General features: G+C 71.0%; 19 protein-coding genes. 17 read left to right on the top strand and 2 right to left on the bottom strand.

The window, feature by feature from the left end:
* Position 1: 1 nt before the first annotated feature.
* The 6 genes from frdA to ACIHFD_RS03480 all read left to right on the top strand — a co-directional run bounded on the left by frdA (position 2) and on the right by ACIHFD_RS03480 (position 7,102).
* Complete coding sequence (frdA, locus tag ACIHFD_RS03455) at positions 2-1,735, top strand: fumarate reductase (quinol) flavoprotein subunit (protein WP_397365375.1); 1,734 nt, start codon at positions 2-4, stop codon at positions 1,733-1,735.
* Positions 1,728-2,462, top strand: coding sequence for a succinate dehydrogenase iron-sulfur subunit (sdhB, locus tag ACIHFD_RS03460; protein WP_397365376.1), 735 nt, complete (start codon positions 1,728-1,730; stop codon positions 2,460-2,462). The genes frdA and sdhB overlap by 8 nt, the downstream gene beginning before the upstream one ends.
* Entirely contained in the window at positions 2,459-2,842 is a 384-nt protein-coding gene (locus tag ACIHFD_RS03465; RefSeq protein WP_355194940.1) for a hypothetical protein, read from the top strand. The genes sdhB and ACIHFD_RS03465 overlap by 4 nt, the downstream gene beginning before the upstream one ends.
* Positions 2,839-3,180 (top strand): fumarate reductase subunit FrdD, encoded by a 342-nt coding sequence (gene frdD, locus ACIHFD_RS03470; protein ID WP_397365377.1) that lies wholly within the window; start codon positions 2,839-2,841, stop codon positions 3,178-3,180. The genes ACIHFD_RS03465 and frdD overlap by 4 nt, the downstream gene beginning before the upstream one ends.
* Positions 3,181-3,327: 147 nt before the next feature.
* The gene (locus ACIHFD_RS03475) at positions 3,328-6,072 is read left to right on the top strand and encodes an immune inhibitor A domain-containing protein (protein WP_397365378.1); all 2,745 of its coding nucleotides are present in this window, start codon (positions 3,328-3,330) and stop codon (positions 6,070-6,072) included.
* Positions 6,073-6,163: 91 nt separating this feature from the next.
* Positions 6,164-7,102, top strand: coding sequence for a diacylglycerol kinase family protein (locus ACIHFD_RS03480; protein ID WP_364239134.1), 939 nt, complete (start codon positions 6,164-6,166; stop codon positions 7,100-7,102).
* Between the two features lie 12 nt (positions 7,103-7,114).
* Here the strand turns inward: ACIHFD_RS03480 and ACIHFD_RS03485 are convergent, their stop codons facing one another.
* Positions 7,115-7,879, bottom strand: coding sequence for an SWIM zinc finger family protein (locus ACIHFD_RS03485; protein WP_397365379.1), 765 nt, complete (start codon positions 7,877-7,879; stop codon positions 7,115-7,117).
* Positions 7,879-10,854, bottom strand: a complete 2,976-nt coding sequence (locus tag ACIHFD_RS03490; RefSeq protein WP_397365380.1) for an SNF2-related protein — start codon at positions 10,852-10,854, stop codon at positions 7,879-7,881. The genes ACIHFD_RS03485 and ACIHFD_RS03490 overlap by 1 nt, the downstream gene beginning before the upstream one ends.
* A gap of 95 nt (positions 10,855-10,949) precedes the next feature.
* On the opposite strand from ACIHFD_RS03490, the gene ACIHFD_RS03495 reads away from it, so the two are divergent.
* The 11 genes from ACIHFD_RS03495 to ACIHFD_RS03545 all read left to right on the top strand — a co-directional run bounded on the left by ACIHFD_RS03495 (position 10,950) and on the right by ACIHFD_RS03545 (position 18,515).
* Positions 10,950-11,711 carry a methyltransferase domain-containing protein gene (locus tag ACIHFD_RS03495; protein WP_397365381.1) on the top strand — a complete coding sequence of 254 codons (762 nt, stop codon included), beginning with the start codon at positions 10,950-10,952 and terminating at the stop codon, positions 11,709-11,711.
* Positions 11,712-11,739: 28 nt separating this feature from the next.
* Positions 11,740-11,904: a hypothetical protein gene (locus tag ACIHFD_RS03500; RefSeq protein ID WP_355194952.1), complete on the top strand. Its 165-nt coding sequence runs from the start codon at positions 11,740-11,742 to the stop codon at positions 11,902-11,904.
* 63 nt (positions 11,905-11,967) lie between these two features.
* Complete coding sequence (locus ACIHFD_RS03505; RefSeq protein ID WP_355194954.1) at positions 11,968-12,348, top strand: phage holin family protein; 381 nt, start codon at positions 11,968-11,970, stop codon at positions 12,346-12,348.
* Complete coding sequence (locus ACIHFD_RS03510; protein ID WP_397365382.1) at positions 12,345-12,983, top strand: DUF3618 domain-containing protein; 639 nt, start codon at positions 12,345-12,347, stop codon at positions 12,981-12,983. Before ACIHFD_RS03505 ends, ACIHFD_RS03510 begins: the two co-directional genes overlap by 4 nt.
* Before the next feature lie 51 nt (positions 12,984-13,034).
* Entirely contained in the window at positions 13,035-13,457 is a 423-nt protein-coding gene (locus ACIHFD_RS03515) for a protease inhibitor I42 family protein (RefSeq protein ID WP_397365473.1), read from the top strand.
* A 26-nt stretch (positions 13,458-13,483) separates the two neighbouring features.
* Entirely contained in the window at positions 13,484-14,200 is a 717-nt protein-coding gene (locus tag ACIHFD_RS03520) for a DUF1838 family protein (RefSeq protein ID WP_397365383.1), read from the top strand.
* Positions 14,201-14,218: 18 nt separating this feature from the next.
* The gene (locus tag ACIHFD_RS03525; RefSeq protein WP_397365384.1) at positions 14,219-14,623 is read left to right on the top strand and encodes an HIT family protein; all 405 of its coding nucleotides are present in this window, start codon (positions 14,219-14,221) and stop codon (positions 14,621-14,623) included.
* 21 nt (positions 14,624-14,644) lie between these two features.
* The gene (locus ACIHFD_RS03530) at positions 14,645-15,823 is read left to right on the top strand and encodes a histidine kinase (protein ID WP_192786257.1); all 1,179 of its coding nucleotides are present in this window, start codon (positions 14,645-14,647) and stop codon (positions 15,821-15,823) included.
* A 33-nt stretch (positions 15,824-15,856) separates the two neighbouring features.
* Positions 15,857-16,603 carry a LytTR family DNA-binding domain-containing protein gene (locus ACIHFD_RS03535; RefSeq protein WP_350722200.1) on the top strand — a complete coding sequence of 249 codons (747 nt, stop codon included), beginning with the start codon at positions 15,857-15,859 and terminating at the stop codon, positions 16,601-16,603.
* Positions 16,603-17,031 carry a hypothetical protein gene (locus tag ACIHFD_RS03540; RefSeq protein ID WP_350722198.1) on the top strand — a complete coding sequence of 143 codons (429 nt, stop codon included), beginning with the start codon at positions 16,603-16,605 and terminating at the stop codon, positions 17,029-17,031. Before ACIHFD_RS03535 ends, ACIHFD_RS03540 begins: the two co-directional genes overlap by 1 nt.
* Complete coding sequence (locus ACIHFD_RS03545; RefSeq protein ID WP_350722197.1) at positions 17,028-18,515, top strand: cation acetate symporter; 1,488 nt, start codon at positions 17,028-17,030, stop codon at positions 18,513-18,515. Before ACIHFD_RS03540 ends, ACIHFD_RS03545 begins: the two co-directional genes overlap by 4 nt.
* The last annotated feature ends 2 nt before the right edge of the window (positions 18,516-18,517 follow it).

An 18,517-nucleotide genomic window follows, 5' to 3' on the forward strand; every position in this document is an offset into this window, starting at 1 on the left:
AATGATCGACGTGCTCATCGTCGGAGGAGGCGGAGCGGGCCTGCGGGCGGCCGTCGCGGTCGCCGAGAGTGACCCGTCCCTGAAGGTGGCGGTCGTCTCGAAGGTCTATCCGATGCGCAGCCACACCGTCTCCGCCGAGGGCGGCGCCGCCGGGGTGATCGGCGTCGGCGACACGCTCGACGAGCACTGCTACGACACGATCTCCGGCGGTGACTGGCTGTGCGACCAGGACGCCGTCGAGGCGTTCGTGGCCGAGGCGCCCGAGGAACTGATCCAGCTCGAGCACTGGGGCTGCCCCTGGAGCCGGGAGAGCGACGGGCGCGTGGCGGTCCGCCCGTTCGGCGGCATGAAGAAGATGCGCACCTGGTACGCGGCCGACAAAACGGGCTTCCACCTCTTGCACACCTTGTTCCAAACAACCCTGAAATATCAGGACGTGTTGCGGTACGACGAGTGGTACGTCACCAAGCTCGTCGTCGACGACGGCCGCGTCCACGGCGTCGTGGCCGTCGAGATCAGGACCGGCCGCATCGAGACCATCGCCGCCAGGACCGTCATCCTGGCCACCGGCGGCTGCGGCCGCGTCTTCCCCTTCACCACGAACGCCGCCATCAAGACCGGCGACGGCATGGCCCTGGCCTACCGGGCGGGGGCGCCGCTGAAGGACATGGAGTTCGTCCAGTACCACCCCACGGGCCTGCCGTTCACCGGGATCCTCATTACCGAGGCGGCCAGGGCCGAGGGCGGCTGGCTGATCAACAAGGACGGCTACCGCTACCTGCAGGACTACGACCTCGGCAGGCCCACGCCCACGCCGAAGCTGCGCAGCATGGAGCTGGGCCCGCGCGACCGCCTCTCCCAGGCGTTCGTGCACGAGCAGCAGAAGGGCCGCACGGTGGACACCCCGTACGGCCCGGTCGTCTACCTGGACCTGCGCCACCTGGGCGAGGGCAAGATCGACGCCCGCATCCCGTTCGTGCGCGAGCTGTGCCGCAGCTACCAGAACCTCGACCCGGCCACCGACCTCATCCCGGTGCGCCCGGTCGTGCACTACATGATGGGCGGCGTCCACACCGACATCGATGGCGCCACCCCCGTCGCCGGGCTGTTCGCGGCCGGGGAGACCGCCTGCGTGAGCATCAACGGCGCCAACCGGCTCGGCTCCAACTCGCTGCCGGAGTGCCTGGTCTTCGGCCGCCGGGCCGGGATCGCCGCCGCCGATTTCGCCAGGTCGCACCGGGACGGCGAGCCGGCCGCCGTGCGGAGCCAGGGGGCCGACGAGCGGCGCCGGTTGGAACGCGTCCGGGAGGGCAGCAGCACCGGTGAGCGGATCGCCGACCTGCGCGAGGAGATGCAGCACACCCTGGAAGGGGCCGCCGGCATCTACCGCACGGGCGACGTGCTCACCAAGGCCGTCGACACGCTCGCGGAGCTGCGCGAGCGTGCCGAGGAGGTCCGCATCGACGACACGAGCACCGCGTTCAACACCGAGCTGATCAACCTGCAGGAGCTGCACACCATGCTGGAGGTCGCGCAGACCATCGTGGCCTGCGCGCTGAACCGGCAGGAGTCGCGCGGCGCGCACCAGCGCACCGACTTCCCGGCCAGGGACGACGCCGCCTACCTCGCGCACTCCCTGGTGCACCGCGCACCCGACGGCACCCCGTCCGTCGGGCTGCTCCCCGTGACGATCACCCGCTGGCCTCCGGGAGAAAGGGTGTACGGACGTGACTGATGGGACGGCGACGATCAGGGTCGAGGTGGCCCGGTACCGGCCCGGCGAGGACGAGGAGCCGGTGTTCCAGGGGTACGACGTGCCGCTCGTGGCCGACTGGGCGGTCCTCGACGGCCTCAACCACATCAAGGACCAGCTCGACGGCAGCCTGTCGTACCGCTGGTCGTGCCGGATGGGCGTGTGCGGCTCGTGCGGCATGACCGTCAACGGCGAGCCCAGGCTGACCTGCGGCACCTTCCTCACCGAGTTCGGCGCGGGCCCGATCAGGATCGAGCCGCTGAAGGGGTTCCCGGTCATCAGGGACCTGGTCGTGGACATCGACGGGTTCCTGGCCAAGCTGTCGTCCGTGCGGCCCTGGCTGATCAGGGAGGGCGAGGAGCTGCCGCTGACCGCCGAGTACGCCCAGACGCCCGAGCAGCTGGAGGCGTACAAGCAGTACAGCATGTGCATCAACTGCCTGCTCTGTTACTCGGCCTGCCCCGTCTACGTGCTCGACCCCGACTTCCTCGGCCCGGCCGCCATCGCGCTCGCCCAGCGCTACAACCTGGACTCGCGCGACATGGGCGACCGGTTCGACGTGCTCAACCAGGAGGACGCCGTCTGGGGGTGCACGTTCGTCGGCGAGTGCACGCGGGTGTGCCCCAAGCACGTGGACCCTGCCGAGGCCATCCAGCGCTACAAGCTGACCGCCGCCCTCCGTTCGGTCTTGCCGTGGAGCCGGCGATGACGACCGCCTACCGCCCGCCGCGCGACAACCTCTGGTTCGTCCGCACCCGCCACTGCGCGGTGTTCGTGCTGCGCGAGCTGACCAGCGTCTTCGTGGCCTGGTCGATCGTCTTCGTGCTGATGTTCGCCGACGCGGTGCGCGGCGGCGCCCTCCAGGAGTTCGCCGAGCTGGCCGCCCGGCCGTGGATGATCGCGATCAACGTGCTCGCTCTGGCCGCGACCGTCTTCCACACGATCACGTTCCTCAACCTCGCCCCCAAGGCCACGGTCGTCCGCCTGGACGGCTGGCGGGTGCCCGCCTGGATGATCCAGGGCGGCAACCACTCGGCGTGGGTGGCGATCTCCCTCCTGATCGCCTACTTCATCCTGAGGTCGCCATGAGACGCACCCTGGAGCCGTACCTGTGGCTGCTCTTCAGCGGCGGGGGAGTGGTGGCGGCGCTCGTGCTGCCGGTGCTCGTGCTGCTCTTCGGGGTGCTCATGCCGCTCGGCGTGGTCGACTGGCCCGCCCCCGAGCAGCTGCGCGCGCTGCTCGACCTCGTGCCGGTACGGATCGCGCTGCTCGGGGTCGCCGTGCTGTGCCTCTTCCACGCCGCGCACCGGATCAGGTTCACCAGCGAGGAGGTGCTCGGCATCGCCAGGTTCGACCTGGTCATCGCGGTGATCTGTTATGGCGGCGCCGTCGCGGGCGGGATCGTGGCGGGGCTCGTATTGTTCTGAATTCCTTATGCCAACGGTGCGCTAAATGTCCCCCTTTGATCACATTTCAACGACGTACTTTACTATTCGTTGAAGCACCCTCTAACGTCCGGCATTGCACACCCCTATGGCCATGCGCCCGGCGACCCCGGGCAGAGAGGGTTCCTGGTGCCCAGCACGAAGCGCTTATTAGCAGCATTGCCGGCGGTCGCCCTTCTCGGCGCCGCCCTGTCCGCGCCCACGGCTCAGGCGGCGTCCGTCGCGAAGTACGAGCCCACCGCCGCGGACTACTACATCAACTACGCTCCTCCGGCGGTCGAGAAGGACCCGCAGGAGCCGTCGGTCAACGACAAGAACCAGCGCTCGCTCAGTCCGGCACAGAAGTTCGACCGCAAGTTCACCAGTGGAAATCCGGCCGCCGGCCGCATTCTCACCGCCCGCGAGAACGAGGCGATCAGGACCGGCCGCAATCCTGCTGAATGGATTTTCAAGAACTCCAAGCAGACCCGCACGGCCAAGCTCCTGACGATCCTCGTCGAGTTCAACGAGCAGGCCAACGACGACTTCTCGGGCTTCAACCGGCCGCGCACGACCGACAGCGACGCGAACGACTGCGTGGTGGAGCCGCCCGGCACGCTCAAGAACGGGCCCCTCCACAACAAGATCCCCAACCCGGCCACGCTGCCGCACAAGGACAACAACTCCTTCTGGGTCAAGGACTTCAGCCCCGAGCACTTCAACAAGATGCTCTACACCGACAAGGGCATCACCGAGCGCGTCCGCCCCGACCTGAAGGACCCGCGCGACGGCAAGCCCGGCATCGACATCTCCGGCTACACGATGAAGAAGATGTACGAGGAGATGTCCAAGGGCGCCTACTCCGTCACCGGCTCGGCGGCCGGCTGGATCAAGGTCCCGCACTCCGAGGCCTGGTACGGCGCCGCGGCCTGCGGCGCTCCTCCGCAGGACATGTCCGGCCACCCCGACAACCCGCGCGGCGCCCAGCAGCTGCCGATCGACGTGGTGGAGAGCCTGGTCAAGGCCCAGCCGAGCTTCCCGTGGGCGGACTACGACGTCGAGGACGTCGCCGACGCCGACGGTGACGGCAACTTCAACGAGCCCGACGGCGTGATCGACCACCTGGTGCTGGTGCACGCCGGCAAGGACAAGTCGTCCGACGGCGGCGCCGAGGGCACGTACGCGATCTGGGCCCACTCCAGCGCGGTCGCCGGCGGTTACAAGATCCCCGGCACCGACAAGAAGATCTCCAACTACATCGTGCAGCCCGAGGACTCCGGCGTCGGCGTCTTCGCCCACGAGTACGGCCACGACCTGGGCCTGCCCGACCTGTACGACACCTCGGGCCAGGCCAGCTCGGCCGTGGACTTCTGGGACCTGATGTCCAGCGGCTCCCACTCCGGCCCGATCTTCCAGTCGATGCCGTCCCACATGGGTCTGTGGGACAAGTGGGTGCTCGGCTGGGCGAACCCGAAGACGTTCAACCCGGGCGACGCCTCCAAGATCGTCACGGTCGGACAGTCCTCGCGCACGCCCAAGCTCACCGAGGACGGCGTCCGGGTCAACCTGGCCTCCACGCCGCTCAAGATGATCGACCCCCACAGCGGCTCGAACGCCTGGTGGAGCGGCCTCGACCAGGACTGGGCCAACCTCACGGTGACCCGCGACCTGCCTGTCCCCGCCGGCACCGATCTCAAGTTGTGGATGTGGAACAACTACGTGATCGAGCAGGACTGGGACTTCGGCTTCGTCGAGGTCTCGACCGACGGCGGCCAGACCTGGGCCCAGCAGAAGGTCTTCGACGAGGCCGGCGCCGAGGTCAGCACGCCCGACGACTATCCGGACCCGAACAACAACCTGCACGCCTTCGGCGAGAAGAAGTACGGCCTCACCGGTGACAGCGGCGGCTGGCGGCACGACTACGTCAACCTGACGCCGTTCGCCGGCAAGACGATCAAGCTGCGGATGACGTACAACACCGACGCCGCCTTCCAGGAGCGCGGCTGGCACGCCGACGACTTCCAGCTCACCAACGGCGGCACGGCCGTGTGGAGCGACGACGTCGAGAACGGCGACAACGGGTGGAAGGCCGTCGGCGGCACGTTCACCAACACCAGCGGCACCGGCTGGACCCGCAACAACGGCAGTCGCGAGATCTCCCGGTTCTACCTGGCCGAGTGGCGCAACTTCGACGGCTTCGACAAGGGCCTGCAGTACGCCTACGACACCGACTACTCCCGCGACGGGGCGTGGAAGGTGCAGAAGCTGAAGTACAACGCGCCGGGCCTGCTGGTGTGGTACCGCGACTCGACGTTCATCAACAACAACGTCGGCGACACCCTGCGGCTCCCGCCGAGCCTCGGTCCCAAGGGCAGCCTGCTGGTCGTGGACTCGCACTTCGACCCGCTGCGCCGCACCGGGACCGCGGCCGAGAAGGACCCGACGCTGCAGAAGAACCTCCAGGGACGCGTCCAGTCGTCCAACGCCGCGTTCGGGTTCGGCAAGACGTACCCGTTCAAGGAGTGCCTGGAGGCGGCGGACGAGCCGTTCAGCGCGTACTGCACGGACCTGCCCGCGCAGAAGGGCGTCCCGGCCTTCACCGACGCGAAGACCTGGTACCCGGGCCTCGAGCTGATCGGCAGTGGTCTCTACTACCGTGACTTCGACGCCTCGGCGGTCGTGCCGTCGAAGGGCGACCAGACGTACAGCAGCCGCGTGGTGCACCAGGACGGCACCCCCGCCACGGAGCTGTACGGCCAGGTGGCCGCCGGCTCGGTGCTCGGCACCGGCAACCCCGGTGACGAGGGCAAGGCGCTGGGCGTGCAGTTCAAGCTGGTGAGCCCGCTTCCGGGCAACCTGGGCGCCATCGTCCAGGTCGTCCCGCCGAAGAAGTAACGATCAAGAAGGCCGCCGGGGTGTCCCGGCGGCCTTCCGCGTGCCGGCGGCCGACCATAGGCAGCGCGGTCTGCGCCTACCATTGGTGACCATGAGCGAATTGCGCACCAAAGACGAGCACACCGAGGCGATCCGGAGAGATCGCAAGGTGGCAGTGGTGGTGAACACTCGCTCGCGCCGCGGCCGTCGCCACTATTTCGAGGTGATCGAGCAGATCCACAACCTCGGCTTCGAGCCGCTGGTGGAGCTGTCGGTCTACAACCCCAAGCGGCTGCGCGAGCTGCTCGACGCGGCCCTGGCCACCGAGCCCGACCTGCTCGTCGTGGGCGGCGGCGACGGCACGCTCTCCTCGGCCGTGCGCCATGTGGCCCACCGCGACGTGGCGCTCGGGGTGCTCCCGCTGGGCACCACCAACAACTTCGCCCGCAGCCTCGGCCTGCCGCTCGACCTGGCGGGGGCGATCAGGGTGTTCGCCGAGGGCAAGGTGGCCGACATCGACCTGGGGATGGCCGACGACCGGCCGTTCGCCAACCTGGCCAGCTTCGGGGTGTCCGTCGAGGTGGCGGGCAAGGTCAAGCCGTGGCTCAAGCGCATCGTGGGGCGCCCGGCCTACCCGCTGACCGCTCTGACGATCCTGCCGGGGCACACGCCGTTCCGCGCGTACATCACGGTCGAGGGGCAGCGCCACGAGCTGCTCACCCACCAGCTCAACATCGCCAACGGCCGCTTCCACGGCGGCTGGCAGGTGGCCAAGGACATCAGCATCGACAACGGCATGCTGGTGGCCTACCAGCTCGGTTCGGGCAAGAAGCTGCGCCTGCTCGGCGAGACGCTGATCAGGGCGACCACCGGGCGGTGGCGCAGCATGGCCGGCGGGCCGTTCGTGGTGGGGCGGGAGATGCTGCTGGAGACCGACCCGCCGATGGCGGCCGACGTGGACGGCGAGGTACGGCTGCGCACCCCGATCCGGCTGCGCGTGGTCCCCAACGGCGTGCGCGTGATGGTGCCCGCCTCCTTCGAGGACCGCTGACCACCCGGGGCCTCAGGAGCCGGCGAGCCGCCGGTACGCCGGGGTGAGCGCGCGGGCCAGGTCGGCGGGCGGCGGGAAGACGCGCAGGAGCAGGTCCGGAGCAGCGGCCGCGGGGCGGCGCTCCGGCCGGTGCGCCGTGGCGCCGGGCGCGTAGAAGTCGGCCAGCCGGTCGGCGAACGGCACGTCCCGCACCTCCAGCCTGGGCGCGTCCTCCGCCAGCGAGCCGAGCAGCTGCTCCCGGGTCCGGCCGCGCCAGGCCAGCACCAGGAACGGGTCGTCGTCGAACGACTCGGCCAGCAGGTAGAGCACCGCCGACAGGTGCTTGCACGGGAACCCCCAGTCGGGGCACGAGCAGTCCATGTCGAGATCGCGGGGGAACAGGTCGATCCCGAGCGCCGCGAACAGCTCCTCGATCTCCGGCGGCATCTCTCCCGCCAGCAGCTTGGCCCGGTGGACGGCCTGCTCGGCGATCGCCTCCTCGATGACGGCCCAGCGCCGCTCGTCGTACGCCTCGATCCTGACCACGATCGCGTACGGCTCCCGCCGCGAGCCCTGGACAGCGGCCCTGACCTCGCCGGGGGACAGGTCGATCGACAGGACCTGGCCCTGGCGCGCGTAGGCGCGGCCCCGCGAGAGCCGGCCCTTGTCGCAGACGCGCTCCAGGATGTCGATGAAACGCCTTGACCACCACGTGGAGCCGATGGTCCCGCGCTGGGTGCGGGCCCTGATGCCGCCCTCGACCTTGATCGGCCCGGTGGCCTGGAACCAGTCCGGCACTATCCGCCCACCCCCTCCGCCGTGAGCCTGAACACCTCGCGCAGCTCCTCCGTCGACAGGTCCGTCAGCCAGTCCTCCCCGGTGCCCACCACCCGCTCGGCCAGGGCCTTCTTGCGCTCGATCATCTGGTCGACGCGCTCCTCGAGGGTGCCCGCGCAGATGAGCTTGCGCACCTGCACGTTCTTGCGCTGCCCGATGCGGAAGGCCCGGTCGGTGGCCTGGTCCTCGACGGCCGGGTTCCACCAGCGGTCCACGTGGACGACGTGGTTGGCGGCGGTCAGGTTGAGCCCGACCCCGGCCGCCTTGAGCGACAGCACGAACAGCATCGGCTCCTCGTCGTTCTGGAAGCGGTCGACCAGGCGGTCGCGCGTCTTCTTCGGCAGGCCGCCGTGCAGCCACAGGACCGTGGTGTCGAGCCGCTGGGCGAGGTACGGCTGCAGCATGGTGCCGAACTCGGCATATTGCGTGAAAAGCAGGGCCTTTTCGCCTTCGGCCAGGATTTCTTCGGACAGCTGCTCCAGCCGGGTGAGCTTGCCGGACCGGCCCGCCAGGCGGGAGCCGTCCTTGAGCAGGTGGGCCGGGTGGTTGCAGACCTGCTTCAGCTTGGCCATGGTGGCCAGGACCAGGCCGCGCCGCTCGATGCCCTCGCTGTCGTCGATCTTGGCCAGCATGTCGTCCACGACCGCCTGGTAGAGCGTGGCCTGCTCCGTGGTGAGCGGGCACCACTCCTTGACCTCCAGCTTCTCCGGCAGGTCCGAGATGATCGACTTGTCGGTCTTGACGCGGCGCAGGATGAACGGCCCCGTCGCCCGCTTCAGCGCCCGCGCGGCCTGCTCGTCCTGCTGGGCCTCGATGGGCTCCTGGAAGCGGGTCCTGAACCGCGAACGCGGCCCCAGCAGCCCCGGGTTGGCGAACTCCATGATCGACCAGAGCTCGGCCAGGTGGTTCTCGACCGGGGTGCCCGTGAGGGCGAGCCGGCCGCCGGCGGGGATCGAGCGCACGGCCTGGGCCTGGAGCGTGCCGCTGTTCTTGATCGCCTGCGCCTCGTCGCACACGACCCTGCGCCACTCGTGCCGCTTGAGCGTCTCGAGGTCGCGCTGGGCGGTGCCGTACGTGGTGATCACCAGATCGGCGCCGGGGATCAGCGCCGCGTCGCGCCCGCTGCCGTGGTGCACGTAGACGCGCAGGCCGGGCGCGAACCTGGCGGCCTCCCGCTGCCAGTTGCCGACCAGGGACATCGGGCAGACGAGCAGCGTGGGCGCGCCGGCCCGCTCGTGGACGAGCAGGGCCAGCGTCGTGATCGTCTTGCCCAGCCCCATGTCGTCGGCCAGGACGCCGCCCAGGCCCAGCTCCGACAGGAAGCTGAGCCATGCCAGGCCGCGCTCCTGGTAGGGCCTGAGCGTGGCGTCCAGCCCCGCTGGGGTCGCGATGGGCGTCAGCCGCCGCTCCGCCTGGCCGGACAGCAGGTCGCCGAGCACGCCGTCGGCGTCGATCTCCAGCAGCGGCAGCTCGGCGTCGTCCTCCTGCACCACGTGACGCAGGAGGTCGGCGGCGCTCGCCTCCCCCGTACGGGCGCCCTCCACGGCCCTGAGCGCGGCCTTGAGCTGCCGGTCGTCCAGCTCCACCCACTGGCCGCGCACCCGGACCAGCGGCACCTTCAGCCGGGCCAGCTCGGCCAGCTCCGCCTCGCTGATCGTCTCGTCGCCCACCGCCAGGTCGATGCGGAAGTCGACCAGCTCCCGCATGCCGAACCCCTGCCCGGTGGCCGCCGTCTGCGCCTTGGCCCTGGTGGTCAGCTTCAGCCCCAGCCTCGTACGCCCGGCCCAGCGGGGCAGCTGCACCCCGAACCCGGCCGCCTGCAGCAGGGGCGCGGCCTGCCGCAGGAACCCGAACGCGCCGGCCGTGTCCAGCGCCAGCTCGCTCGGCGTGGGCCCGCGCAGGGCGCGGTCGAGCTCCGGGTAGAGCCGGACGGCCCGGCCCAGCCCGGCCAGCAGGTCGCGTTCGGGCCTGCCGGGCAGCCCCGTCACCGTCTCGCCGGTCCAGACGTGGGCCGCGGGGACGTACAGGCTGGGGTCGTCGGCGGCCTGCAGCGCCAGCTCGACCCGCCAGTCCTCGGTGTCGGCGGGCTCCAGCAGCCGGAAGCACACCCGGGTCGCGCCCTCGGCCGACGCGACGCTCTCGTGCCACCGCTCCAGCTCCTCGCGCAGCCCGGGCACGTCGGGGCACTGCGGCGCGGCGCCGGTCAGGGCGGCCAGCCAGCGTTCGTGCAGCGTCCTGGGCCGGGCGACCAGAGGCTCGGTGAGGGTCTGGCGGACGAGGGCGTCGGCGAACGTCTCAAGGGCGTCGAGCAGGACGCCGGCGGACGGCCGCTCGACCTGGGAGGTACGGCACGCGGGCGGCATGGCCAGCGCCAGCTCCCGGAAGTAGCCGGCGTCGGCCCCGGTCACCACCGGCCGCCACACGGCCCGCGCGTCGGCCTCCGGCACGGCCCACATGGCCATCGCGTCCTCGGGCTCACGGCCACCCGCAGAGGAAGGGACGAGCTGCGGGATGACGCGGCCCCGGCGTACGAGGTCGCGGGCGAAGGCCGCCACGGCGGCCCAGTGGCGCATGGTCGCGGTGCCGGTGTGCCCGTCCAGCACGTGGAGGGCCTCCGAAGCGGGCGGCACCACGGCGGGGACCTGCCAGAGGCGCAGCCGCGGCCGGGTCGTCTCCGCGAGCCGGCCGGTCTCCGGCGAGGGCAGCGGCTCCTTGGCCGAGCCCGGCAGGAGCAGCTCCAGCGTCCGTGACGGCGGGTCGTCGAGGCCGAGCGCGGCGGCGACGCCGGACGCGGGAGAGGCGAACGGGTGGGGCGCGGGTCCTGTCAGATGGCGCTGCGGCCGGCGCGGGGCGGCCCCGGGGGACGCGTCGCCGGCCTCGGCGGTCTCCGCCCAGAAGGCGAGCCCGCCGGCCGCCCAGACCCCGTGTACCAGCACCCCGGCAGGCTACCGCGTCGCCGCCTCCCCGCCGCCGCGCCTCCGGCCGGGGGCCTGCGCGGAGGGGAAGATCGGGTCCGCCTAGGATCCTGCACATGAGGTTCTCAGGGGCAGAGGGCAGGTGGGCGGCCCGGTTGGGGGCGCTGCGGGACGTCGTCCGGCAGGACCTCGTCACCCGCCAGCTCGCCGCGCACCTCCCCAAGACCCCCTGCCGCATCCTCGACGTGGGCTCCGGCCAGGGCACGCAGGCGCTCAGGATGGCCGCCAGGGGCCACCACGTCACCGCCCTCGACGCCTCCCGCGACCTTCTCCGCCTCCTGGAGGCCGGGATCCAGCCGGGCATGAGCATCCGGACGGTCCAGGCCGAGGCAGGGCGGCTGCGGGAGCTGTTCGGGCCGGGGAGTTTCGACATCGTCCTGTGCCACGGCGTGCTGATGTACTTCGACGACCCCGACCCGCTGCTCGCCGACCTCGCCCGCCTCCTCGCGCCAGGCGGCCGGCTCTCGCTCCTCGTGCGCAACGGCGACGCCCTCGCCATGCGCAACGGGCTCATGGGCGACTGGGCGGGGGCGCTGCAGGCGTTCGAGGGCACCGGTTACGTCAACCGGCTCGGCGTCCCCGCCAGGGCCGACCGGCTCGACGAGCTCACGCGGCGGCTGGCCGTCCAGGGGCTGGAGGTGCCGCAGTGGTACGGCGTGCGGGTGTTCTGCGACGCCGCGCCGGACGGAGCGCCGGTCCCCGAGGGAATTGACGAAATTCTGGCGGTGGAGGAACGCGCGGGCCGGACCGATCCCTACCGGAGGGTGGCGGCGCTAATCCACCTCATCTGCGCAAGAGGTGAGGAAAGGCTTATATAAGCCACACCTGAAGTTGTAGCATATTGGTATGAACCCTCCCGGATCGTGGTGTGAGCGGCCCAAGCCGCAGGCTCCCTCGTGCGAGCTCCCGTCTCCGTGGAGCAAGCCCAAGCAGCCGGACAATTGGTGCGAAGTGCAGAAAGACCCGGTGCTGTCGGCCCTCGGATTTCTGCTCAAGGTCGCCAAGCGGTAAAACCGCATGATAGAAGGCCGTTTGTTTGGGTAGTCGCCTTCCTCAGCGGAGGAGGCGAGCGTTGTGAACGACACCCACAAGCTGGTCAACGACCTCTCCGAGCAGTTCTCCAGGCTCGTGAGGGACGAATTCCGCCTGGCGAAGATGGAGCTGGCGGAAAAAGGCAAGCGCGCGGGCTTCGGCGCGGGGCTGTTCGGCGCGGCGGGAATGGCCGCGTTCTTCGGCGGCGCCGCGCTCGTGACCACCGTCATTCTGCTGCTGGCCCTGGTCCTGCCGGCGTGGGCTGCCGCCGCCATCGTGGCGGGCCTGCTCTTCGTCATCGCCGCGCTGCTCGGCCTGGTCGGTAAGGGACAGGTGCGACGCGCCGGGTCGCCGGTCCCGTCGGAGACCCTCGCGAGCGTCAGGGCCGACATCGACATGGTCAAGGAGAGGGCGCGGCGATGAGCGAGACCGACCCTGGATACAGCGAGCAATATGCCGGAAACGTCGGCGCCCGGAGGCAGACCGTGGGCACGCCGACCGAATGGGAGTCCATCAACGTGCCGCCGACCAGGCCGGGCGCGGCCGAGAACGCCCGGCGGGTGGAGGAGGAGCGGATGGCACACGAGACATTCGCCCCCGAACCCCCCTACGACGACGAGCGTGCCCAGGCCCTGGAACGTGAGTGGGCCGAGGCGGAGTCGCCGCGACATCACCACCACAGCAGGACGCACCACACGCGTGAGATGGCACGCGGGACAGGTCACCACGAGGAGGGCAACGTGCGCAAAGAGATCGAGGAAACCCGCAGGGAGCTGGGCGAGACCGTCGGGGCGCTGGCGGCCAAGGCCGACGTCAAGGCCAGGGCCGCCCACGTGGCCGAGACCGCCAAGGACAGGGCCGCGGGCATGGCCGGATCCGTCAAGGAGAAGGCGTCCGAGGTGGCGGGCAAGGTTCGCGAGGGCACGCCGCACCAGGTGAAGGACGCCGCCGGGCAGGCGCGCAAGCGGCCCGTGCTGCTCGTCGCCGCGGCCGGCGCCGTGATCGCCTTCGTCGTCCGCCGCATGATGCTGCGGCGGAACCGCCACACGCGCCGGTAGAAGGGGACGGGTACGGCCGGCGCCCGCACTGGCAGATACCCTGCCGTGGTGATGCGTCGAACGATCGCCGCCGCCACGCTCGCCCTGCTGGCGGCCGGGTGCGGCGGAGGCTCAGCGGTGAGCGACTTCGGCACGGTGGTCAAGGGCGCCAAGGGCACCACCGTGCCCGTCGAGCTGCGCCCCGGCCAGCGCTTCTCGCTGGCCGTCGCCGACAACCCGTCGGTGGGCGACGAGTGGAAGCTGGTCGCCGTCCCGGACCCGAAGGTCGCCTCGTTCATCAGCGAGGAGCACAAGACCGAGGGCGGCGGGGTCGGCGCCGGGGGCACGACCTACTTCGTCTTCAACAGCAAGCGCCCGGGCACGACGGAGATCAAACTGTACGACTGCTGGCGGTGCGGCCAGGCCACGACGCCACCGGACGAGCAGAGCAGGCAGCAGTCGGGCGAGGCCGTCTTCACCGTATCGGTCAAGTAGAGCGCCGCCCGGTTACTGTGGGGATCATGGATTTCATCCGGGTGCGCGCCTCCTCCGACGGCGCGGAGACCATCTCCTATTGGACCGGCGACGTGTACGGCTGGCAGGACGACGGCGGGCCGCACCACCTGTTCGGGTTCGAGGGGCTGAACGTGGCCAGGGCGGTCGAGGCCGACGGCGGCTGGCAGCTGCTGACCAGGGAGGCCGCCCTCTACCTCGACCCGAAGACGAGGGAGGTGCTCGACACCTGGGACAACCCGCTCACGGAGCGGACGGTCGAGGTGCAGCACGTCTTCAACGACCCGGTCAACCAGCGGCTCGGCGCCTACCCGGTGCCGACGACCCGCCTGGGCGACCAGGTGGTCTACAACATCGACATCCGCTTGGCCTACCCCTCGCCCCTGAAGGTCGCCGACTACCCCGACAACTCGGCGAACGACACCTACCGGGCGATGGAGCTGTTCCAGTTCTTCGTCTCGGCCAAGGACCTGGACTCGGGCGTGCCGGACGTGCCGTGCGTGTTCTCGTGGTGCCGGGTCTCGCCGTGGCTGCCGTGGATGGCGATGGGGCAGCGCGCGGGCGGGCTGGTCTACCACTGCCGGGGCGCCAAGGTGGCAGAGGTGCCGCAGCGGCTGCGCGAGCGGGTGGGCGAGCACTTCCTGCACGCCCCCGCCGAGTGGTCGGCGCCCAACGTGACCAGCTGGACGGCCTTCGCCGAGCGGGCGGGGCAGTCCCGCGGATGAGGCGGATAGGGTCGGGCGGTGAGCACTGACCTGTTCTGCGAGATCATCGCGGGTGAGCGACCGGCGACCATGGTCCACTCCGACGAGGTCGCGGTCTCGTTCCTGGACGTCCGGCCGGTCTTCAAGGGGCACGTGCTGGTGGTGCCGAGGATCCACGTGGAGACGCTCGCCGACCTGACCGACGTGGGGCCGTTCTTCGAGCGGGTGCAGGCCGTGAGCCGGGCGGTGGAGGAGGGGCTGCAGGTCGCCGGCACGTTCGTGGCCATGAACAACCGCGTCAGCCAGAGCGTGCCCCACCTGCACGTGCACATCGTGCCGCGCAACAGGAAGGACGGGCTGCGCGGCTTCTTCTGGCCGCGCACCACGTACGACTCCACCGAGGAGGCGGAGTCGTACGCGGACCTGATAGCGAAGGCTCTGTGAGCGAAGCTAGGCTCTGGCGGCGTGGAGTACGTGGTGGGCGTCGCCGTGGTCGCGGTGCTCGTGAGCGTGCCCGCGATCGTGCTCTGGCGGGTCATGCGGGGCCGTCGCGAGCTGGGCACCAGCCCGGCGGAGCGGGCCACGTTCGAGACCCTGCACACCGCCTCGCTGGCCGGTCCGCCGCTGCGGGCCGGGCTGACCGCCGACGGCGCCGAGCGGGCCTCGCGGCACCTGCGCGCGCTGCTCGGCTCGGCCGCGCTGGCCATCACCGACGGTGAGCGGCTGCTCGTGTACGACGGCGCCGGCGAGCACCACGCCGACCAGGCGTTCGAGCACGCGGCGGCCACCTTGAAGGACGGCCGCACCCAGGTGCTGACCATCGACTGCGAGCTGCTCGAATGCCCGATCCGCCAGGCCGTGGTGGTGCCGCTCACCACCGACGACCGGGTCGTGGGCGCCCTGGCCGCCTACGGGCAGGACGCCTCCGCCGGCCTGGTCAGGGCCGCGCAGGAGGTGGCCGGGTGGGTGGACTCGCAGCTCGAGCTGGCCGAGCTGGACCGCTCGCGCACGCTGCTCATGGAGGCCGAGGTACGCGCGCTGCGGGCGCAGATCTCGCCGCACTTCATCTACAACTCCCTCACCACGATCGCCTCCTTCGTCCGCACCGACCCGGAGCGGGCCAGGGAGCTGCTGCTGGAGTTCGCCGACTTCACCCGCTACTCCTTCCGCCGGCACGGCGAGTTCACCACGCTCGCCGAGGAGCTGCGCTCGATCGACCGCTACCTGATCCTGGAGCGGGCCAGGTTCGGCGACCAGCTCCAGGTGACGCTCCGGATCGCGCCCGAGGTGCTGCCGGTCGCGGTGCCGTTCCTGTGCCTGCAGCCGCTCGTCGAGAACGCCGTCAGGCACGGCCTGGAGAGCCGCAACGGCGTCGGCCGCATCACGATCATCGCCGAGGACGCCGGGGCGGAGTGCCGCATCAGCGTCGAGGACGACGGGCTCGGCATGGACCCCGACCGGCTGCGCCGCATCCTCGCAGGTGACATCGCCCCCACGGGCGGCGTCGGGCTGGCGAACGTGGACGAACGGCTGCGCCAGGTCTACGGCGACGAGTACGGCCTCGTGGTCGAGACCGCCCAGGGAGCGGGCACCAAGGTCAACATCAGGTTGCCGAAATATCACCCAGGCGTCTCTGCCCGTTGACCTCGATCTTTCTTGTCGGTTTTATCACTGTCTATGGCGCAACTACGGGTCCTCGCGGTCGATGACGAGCTGCCTGCCCTCGAAGACCTGTCCTACCTGCTGCGTGCCGACCCCCGCATCGGCGAGGTGGCCACCGCCAGGGACGGCGCGGCGGCGCTGCGGCTGCTCGACCGCGCCATCGCCGACGGCCGGCCGATCGACGCGGTCTTCCTCGACATCCGGATGCGCGGGCTCGACGGCGTGGTGCTGGGGCGGCTGCTGTCGCAGTTCGCGAACCCGCCCCGGGTGGTGTTCGTGACGGCGTACGAGGAGCACGCCGTGGACGCGTTCGAGATCAAGGCCGAGGACTACCTGCTCAAACCGGTACGCCCGGAGCGGCTGGCGGAGGCGATCCGGCGGGTGGCGGTCTCGGCCGACGTGCCCGCGGAGGCGGGGGAGACCGACACGATCCCGGTCGAACTGGGCGGAGTGACGCGGTTCGTGTCCAGCGCCGACGTGATCTACGTCGAGGCGCACGGGGACTACGCGCGGCTGCACACGGCGACGGGCAGCCATCTGGTGCGCATCCCGCTGGCCACCCTGGAGGAGCGGTGGGCCTCGGCCGGGTTCGTCCGCGTGCACCGGAGCCATCTGGTGGCCGTCAAGCACATCGAGGAGTTGCACATCGACTCGGGCAAGTGCACGGTGCGGGTGGGGGACACCGAACTGCCGGTCAGCCGCCGCCACACGCGCGAGCTGCGCGACCTGCTGGTGCGCAGAGCCAGAAAGGCGAGGTCCTGATGAGCCCCGAACCGCGTCCCGGGCGCCGGGCCCCGCTGCCCCGCGCCGAGGCGTCCCGGCGCGAGACCCTGCGCCGGGTGGCCGTGATGAGCCCGCGTACGGCCGCCGCGCGCCGGCCCCGCTACCCGGCCACCCGGGAGATCGACGAGCAGACCAGGCTCGGCGAGGTCTACATGCGCTCGTTCCTGCGCACCCAGGTCCGGCTGGCGCTGTTCGTCTGCACGGTGCTGGCGTGCGTGGTCGGCGGGCTGCCGCTGCTGTTCCTGCTCATCCCCGAGCTGCGCTCGGTCCACCTGCTCGGCGTCCCGCTCCCGTGGGCGGTGCTCGCCGGGCTCATCTACCCCGCCTTCGTCATCGGCGCCTGGCTGTACGTGCGCCAGGCCGAGCGCAACGAGCGCCACTTCGCCGAACTGGTCAAACGCCGATGAGCCTTACGGCGGTGCTGATCGTGGTGGTGGCGGCCGTGCTGATCGGGGCGTTCGGGATCAGGGTCTCCCGCACCACCTCCGACTTCTACGTCGCCTCCCGCACCGTCAGCCCGCTCTGGAACGCCTCGGCCATCGGCGGCGAGTACCTGTCGGCGGCCTCGTTCCTGGGCATCGCCGGGCTCATCCTGTCGTTCGGCGTGGACATGCTCTGGCTGCCCGTCGGCTGGACCGGCGGCTACCTGGTGCTGCTCGTGCTGGTGTCGGCGCCGCTGCGGCGCTCGGGGGCGTACACGCTGCCGGACTTCGCCGAGGCCAGGCTGGAGTCGATGGCCGTGCGCCGCACCGCGAGCGTGCTCGTCGTGCTGATCGGCTGGTTCTACCTGATGCCGCAGTTCCAGAGCGCGGGCCTGGTGCTGCGGGAGATCACCGGCGCGCCCGTGTGGGTGGGCGGCCTGCTGGTCGCGGTCGTCGTGGCGGTGAACGTGCTGTCCGGTGGCATGCGGTCGATCACGTTCGTGCAGGCGTTCCAGTACTGGCTCAAGCTGACGGCGCTGGCCCTGCCGCTGGTGTTCCTGCTGATGGCGTGGAAGGCCGACGGCGCGCCCGCGGTCGGCCCGCAGGACGCGGCCACCTGGCAGGTGCCGCTGGCCGGGGGCAAGGAGTACGGGCTGTACTCGACGTACTCGCTGATCCTGGCCACGTTCCTGGGCACCATGGGGCTGCCGCACGTACTGGTGCGCTTCTACACCAACCCGGACGGCCGGGCCGCGCGCCGCACGACGCTGGTGGTGCTGTCGCTGCTCGGGGCCTTCTACCTGATGCCCGCCGTGTACGGCTGGCTCGGCCGCCTCTACGCGCCCGACCTGGTCCGCACGGACACGGTCGTGCTGACGTTGCCCGCGCGGATGGTCGGCGGCACGCTGGGCGAGCTGCTGACGGCGCTGGTGACGGCGGGCGCGTTCGCCGCGTTCCTGTCCACGTCGTCGGGGCTGACCGTGTCCGTGGCGGGGGTGATCGCGCAGGACCTGCTCAAGGGCAGCGTGCGCTCGTTCAGGATCGCCACGCTGATGGCGGTCGCGGTGCCGCTGGCCCTGGCGCTGTGGGCGCGGGCGCTGCCGGTGGCGGACGTGGTGGGGCTGGCGTTCGCGGTGGCGGCCTCGTCGTTCTGCCCGCTGCTCGTGCTGGGCATCTGGTGGCGCCGCCTGTCGACCACGGGGGCGCTGGCCGGGCTGTTCGTGGGCGGCGGGCTCGCGTGCGCGGCCGTGCTCGTCACGATCGTCGCCGGTCCGTACGACGGGCCCGCCGGCGCCTTGCTGGGCCAGCCGGCGGCGTGGACGGTGCCGATCGCGTTCGCGGTGATGGTGTCGGTGTCCTTCCTGACCCCGCACCGCGTGCCGCCCGGGGTCGCCAGGACCATGGTCAGGCTGCACACCCCGGAGGATCTCGACCTCGACCGCGGCGACTGGCGCCCCCGCTCGTCGTGATC

It is taken from the genome of Nonomuraea sp. NPDC051941, from assembly GCF_044593615.1.